The sequence below is a fragment of the Methanobrevibacter curvatus genome, assembly GCF_001639295.1.
Taxonomy (GTDB): Archaea; Methanobacteriota; Methanobacteria; order Methanobacteriales; family Methanobacteriaceae; genus Methanoflexus; species Methanoflexus curvatus.
Genome location: NZ_LWMV01000027.1, coordinates 1 through 5,095, shown reverse-complemented (window position 1 = coordinate 5,095; position 5,095 = coordinate 1). Strand labels below are relative to the sequence as shown.

Sequence of the window (5,095 nt, the reverse complement as noted above, 5' to 3'; positions counted from 1 at the left end):
AAATAAGCAAGAAAAACAGTAAAAAAAGGCAAAAATCCCATAATTTAAAAAAAATCTCCATAAAAATACAATTTTTAAAAAAAAAATAAAAAAATTAATTAAAAAAAGCAGGTTAATAGAAAATCTCTAATAGGTAATTTTTATTTAGGTAAATCTTGACATTCAAAAAAAATAAGAAAACTATTAGAAAAAATAAGAAAAATGATAAAAAAACATTAGAAAAGTATTAGAAAAATATTAGAAAAATTATAAATGTATTTAAAAACAAATATTCATATTATTTTTATTTTAAAAATTGATAAAAAGAAGGATAAAAATGCAAATTGTTGCTGATGTTGGAGGAATTCCAGGAAAAGATTGTAATGGCTTTTGCAAATACTGTTACTTTAGAAAAATTAAAGAAATAAAGCCATTTGGGTGTAGTAAATGTTCACCTGGCATAGTAGGATGTAGCCATTGTGGAGAAGAAGTAAGTGAAACAAAAAACGAATTTAAACTACCCTTCTTTGTAATGAGTGAACTTCAAAACACTTTAATGTTTGGAAACTATAGAGATAGTAAGTTAAAAGTAAACATAAGTGGAGGGGGAGATATAAGCTGTTATCCTCATCTTGAAGAGTTAACAACGAGCTTAAATCAGTTTTCACTCCCAGTTCATCTTGGATACACAAGTGGAAAAGGAATAGATAATCATGAGATAGCTAACAACTTAATTAAAAATGGTGTTGATGAAGTAACCTTTACAATCTTTTCAGACAAAGTAGATTTGAGAAAAAAATGGATGGGAGATAAAAATCCAGAGGAATCATTGAAAGCAGCCCAAATATTTGCAGAAAGCACAGAACTTCATGCAGCCTCTGTTATTATTCCTGGTGTAAACGATGGAGATATTTTAAGAGAAACATGTGCAACTTTAGAAGATTGGGGTGCAAAAGCCATCATATTAATGAGATTTGCAAATACGGCAAATGAAGGACTTATTTTAGGAAATGCACCTATAATTAAAGGAATAGAATCAACTCCAGTTGATAAATTTGAAGATTTAGTTAAAGAAATTGATAAAGAGTTTAATCTTCGTGTTACAGGAACTCCAGTTTGTGATCCTAAAACTGGTGCACCATTTGCAATAGCAAAAGATGGAAATGAAGTGTATCTTCAATTTATCCAAGAAATTACAGGTGAAGCAACAATAATAAGCTCAAAAATAGCTGGTCCATATATCAAAAATATTTTTGAAAAACTAGAAACAGATAGTGTAAATGTTGTAGAAACCGAAAAAGACATTGCCTGTTTAATTACAAAAGAGGACTTAGAAACCATAGACTTAGAGAAATTAAAGACTACTGTTTTAATTCCAGGAAGATCATTTATTCACCAAATAGATGCAGAAAAAATCCTAACAAGAGATGGTGTAGATCGCCTAATAGCTAGAGGTCCTGAAAAATTAAGTGTAGATGGAGAAATGAGTGGAACATTAACAGAAGAAAATGTAATAGAAAGAGAATTAGAGCTATTTAGAGATTTAGTGGATGCAATAAACTTTTATGGAATGAAGAAATAGCAAATGGCAAAATTAATGATAAAAGTATTAATACAAGAAATTACAATAAATAGTAATATAAATTTAATGTAAATGTCAGGAAGTGAAAATATGATTTTAGTCTTAGCATATATGAAGCTTAAAGAAGGCAAAAAAGTGGATTTATTAGAGATTACTAAAGAGTTGATTAAAAAAACAAGATTAGAAAATGGCAACATTAGTTATAATCTTTTTAATGACTCTGAAGATGAAAATAGCTTTGTGATGGTTGAACAGTGGGAATCTAAAGATCATCTTAATGCACACATGGAAATTGAACATTTTAAAAAATTTGCAGATGCTGTTGGAAGTATTTTAGCTGAAGACTTAGATATTAAAGAGTATGATATTTAAAGAGTATTGTATTTAATTTTTTCTTCATTTTATTTTATAATAAAATTCTTTAAAATTAAATACAAATAATATTATATTCAAAATTTAATTATTAAATAAAAATTAATTATTAAATAAAATTTAATTTCTAATAATAATTTTTTAATTATTTTTTAATTATTTTTTTAAATTATTAATTTTTTTATTATTTATTCACTTATTACTATTCATTTATTTTTTTATTTTTAATATTCATTTATTGAATTAGTATTTTTTACATAACGTGGTTTAAATTAATATTTTTTTGTTATTTGTTTGAATCATTACTTTTCTAGCTTTTTTTATTTTTTAATCTATTTTTTATTAAAAAGAAATTTTATAAGAGTTTAATAACATTTTTTTAAATTTCTGAAGTTTAAGTAGTATAAATCATGGAAAATTTAAAGATTTTGTTCAACATTAGAATCAAATAGAAAATTTTAAATATCCATTCAACTAAAAATATAATTAATTATCCTGAACATTTTATGTAATGGATTCTGAACACCGTACTTGAACGATAATTACATTTACCTAGTTATCATGGAACATCCACTTGATGAGTTCTTAACATAAGCCCTGAAGGGTAATTTAAGAATTTCGTAATTTAGAATTTTCTAATTAAGAATATTCTAGTCAATTATCCTGAACATTTTATGTAATGGATTCTGAACACCGTACTTGAACGATAATTTACATTTTACCTAATTATCACGAAACATCCACTTGATGAGTTCTTAACATAACACCTGAAGGGTAATTTAAGAATTTTCTAATTATGGACTTATAGTTAAAAAGATTCTAATTAAGGATTTCGTAATTGAGAATTTATTAATGGAAGTGTTAAAATGAAAGGACTTGCAATGAAAAAAATAGGTGAAATTGGTTGGGTAGAAAAAGATATTCCTTCAATAGGACCACAGGATGCTCTTTTAAAACCTTTAGCCATTGCACCATGTACATCTGATGTGCATACTGTATGGGAAGGAGCTATTGGTGAAAGACATGACTTAATTTTAGGTCATGAAGCTGTTGGTGAAGTTGTAGAAGTAGGAAATTTAGTTAAAAACATCAAAGTTGGAGACAGAGTACTTGTTCCTGCAATTACTCCTGATTGGGGAAGTGATGCTGCACAAAGAGGATTCTCTTCTCAAACTGGTGCCCCTTTAGGTGGATGGAAATATTCTAATTATAAAGATGGATCTATGGCTGAATACTTTACTTGTAATGAAGCAGACTTTAATCTTGCAATTTTACCAGAAAATATTTCCCCTGCTGATGGTGTTATGCTTGTTGATATGTGGTCTACTGGATTTATGGGTGCTGAAAATGCAAATATTCCTTTAGGTGGATCTGTTGCTGTTTTAGGTATTGGTGCAGTAGGATTGTCTGCAATTTTAGGTGCTAAATTACAAGGTGCAGGAAGAATATTTGCTGTAGGTACTAGACCTGTATCTGTTGAAGTTGCAAAAGAGTATGGTGCAACTGATATTATATCATATAAAGATGGAGACACTGGAGATCAAATAAAAGAAGCTACTGATGGTGAAGGTGTAGATGCAGTTATTGTAGCTGGTGGTGGATCAGATATATTAATAGATGCCGTAAAATCTGCTAGAGCAGGTTCTGTTGTTTCTAACATCAATTACTTTGGTGAAGGAGAAAATATACCTATTCCTCGTACTCCATGGGGATTCGGAATGGCTGACATAGATATCCATACTGGATTATGTCCTGGTGGAAGAACAAGAATGGAACAACTTGCTAATATTGTTACTTATGGTCGTGGTGACCCTAGTAAATTAATTACCCACAGATTTGATGCACTTGAAGATCTTGAAGAAGCACTCTTGCTTATGAAAGATAAACCAAGAAACTTAATCAAACCTGTTGTTATATTAGGTGATTAGGTAACCGTATAATAATTTTTAAAATTTCTTAATATTTTTATAAGAATTTTTATAAGAATTTTTTTAAATTATTCTTTTTTTATTTTTTTAAAAAACAATTAACAATAATTTTTTTATAGCTATTTTTTAATTTCTTTATATAATTTCTCTATTAATTTTTTCTTTTTTAAAATATTTAGGAAATATTTAAATTCATGAATTATTATATTAAATATATTAATAATTTAGGAGATGATTTTATGACAATAGCAGTGTTAGGTGGTACTGGGGATCAAGGTTTAGGTATCGTTGTCAGATTTGTTAAAGCAGGTGAAGATGTAATTATTGGTTCTAGAAAAGCAGAAAAAGCAGAAATGGCAGCAATAGAAGTTAAAGAAATCCTTAATGATGATAGTCTAAGCAATGTAAAAGGTTTGACTAATGAAGATGCTGCAGCAGCTGCTGATATAATTATATTAACTGTGCCTATTCTTGCACAAAAACCAACTTTAGTTTCTGTTAAAGAGTATGTTAAAGATAAAATTTTCATTGATGCCACAGTTCCTTTACAGTCAAACATAGGTGGTACTCCATCGACATATTTCAGTGTTTGGGAAGGATCAGCTGCAGAAAGAACAGCAGCATTATTAAAAGGTTCAGGTGCTAAAGTAGTTTCTGCATTTAATAACATTAGCTCTGCTAGCTTAATAAAAGTTGAAAAAGAGATTGACTGTGATTGTTTAGTCTCTGGAGACGATAAAGAAGCTAAAAAAATAGTTTTTGAGTTAATAGAAAAAATTCCAGGTGTTAAATGCATAGATGCTGGTCCGCTAGAACAAGCTAGAACAGTAGAAAGAATCACTGCACTTTTAATTGGATTAAATATCAGATACAAAACTCACTACGGTGGATTAAGAATTACAGGATTACCTGAAAAATAATTTCCTTATTCATTTAAAACAAACTTTTTAAAAACAAACTTTTAGAAAAAGTTTGATCAAAAGCATTTCAAACTTTTATATGAACTGCTTTTATTAATTTAATTTTAAATTTATTTTAAATTTTATTTTTTTTAATTTTGTTAATTGATATGTCAATTATATTTTTTAAATCTTTATATTTTTTTATTTTTTAAAAGGGCTGTGCAACAATTCGAAATCTAAGCTTCTAAATTTAGTTAATTAATCTAAAATTAGATTTATAAAGTTATAATAGATTTTATTATAAAAATAAATATAAATATTTAATAAAATTC

At 27.6% G+C, this 5,095-nt stretch carries 4 protein-coding genes; all 4 read left to right on the top strand.

Translation table 11 applies throughout. The annotated features are described in order from the left end of the window. The first annotated feature begins 316 nt into the window (after nucleotides 1-316). The 4 genes from mmp10 (at nucleotide 317) to npdG (ending at nucleotide 4,781) form a co-directional block, all read left to right on the top strand. Entirely contained in the window at nucleotides 317-1,561 is a 1,245-nt protein-coding gene (gene mmp10, locus MBCUR_RS00950) for a methyl coenzyme M reductase-arginine methyltransferase Mmp10 (RefSeq protein ID WP_067089089.1), read from the top strand. Between the two features lie 90 nt (nucleotides 1,562-1,651). Further along, on the top strand, nucleotides 1,652-1,933 hold the full coding sequence (locus MBCUR_RS00945; RefSeq protein ID WP_067089087.1) for a putative quinol monooxygenase: 282 nt from the start codon (nucleotides 1,652-1,654) through the stop codon (nucleotides 1,931-1,933). Between the two features lie 866 nt (nucleotides 1,934-2,799). After that, a complete protein-coding gene (locus MBCUR_RS00940; RefSeq protein ID WP_067089084.1) occupies nucleotides 2,800-3,861 on the top strand; it encodes an NAD(P)-dependent alcohol dehydrogenase in 1,062 nt (353 codons plus the stop codon). 239 nt (nucleotides 3,862-4,100) lie between these two features. Next, nucleotides 4,101-4,781 carry an NADPH-dependent F420 reductase gene (npdG, locus tag MBCUR_RS00935; RefSeq protein WP_067089082.1) on the top strand — a complete coding sequence of 227 codons (681 nt, stop codon included), beginning with the start codon at nucleotides 4,101-4,103 and terminating at the stop codon, nucleotides 4,779-4,781. Nucleotides 4,782-5,095 lie beyond the last annotated feature (314 nt).

Excerpts from the sequence above, each read along its gene's own strand:
- MBCUR_RS00945 (WP_067089087.1), top strand. The coding sequence starts at position 1,652 with ATGATTTTAGTCTTAGCATATATGAAGCTTAAAGAAGGCAAAAAAGTG.
- mmp10 (WP_067089089.1), top strand. The coding sequence starts at position 317 with ATGCAAATTGTTGCTGATGTTGGAGGAATTCCAGGAAAAGATTGTAAT.
- npdG (WP_067089082.1), top strand. The coding sequence starts at position 4,101 with ATGACAATAGCAGTGTTAGGTGGTACTGGGGATCAAGGTTTAGGTATC.
- MBCUR_RS00940 (WP_067089084.1), top strand. The coding sequence starts at position 2,800 with ATGAAAGGACTTGCAATGAAAAAAATAGGTGAAATTGGTTGGGTAGAA.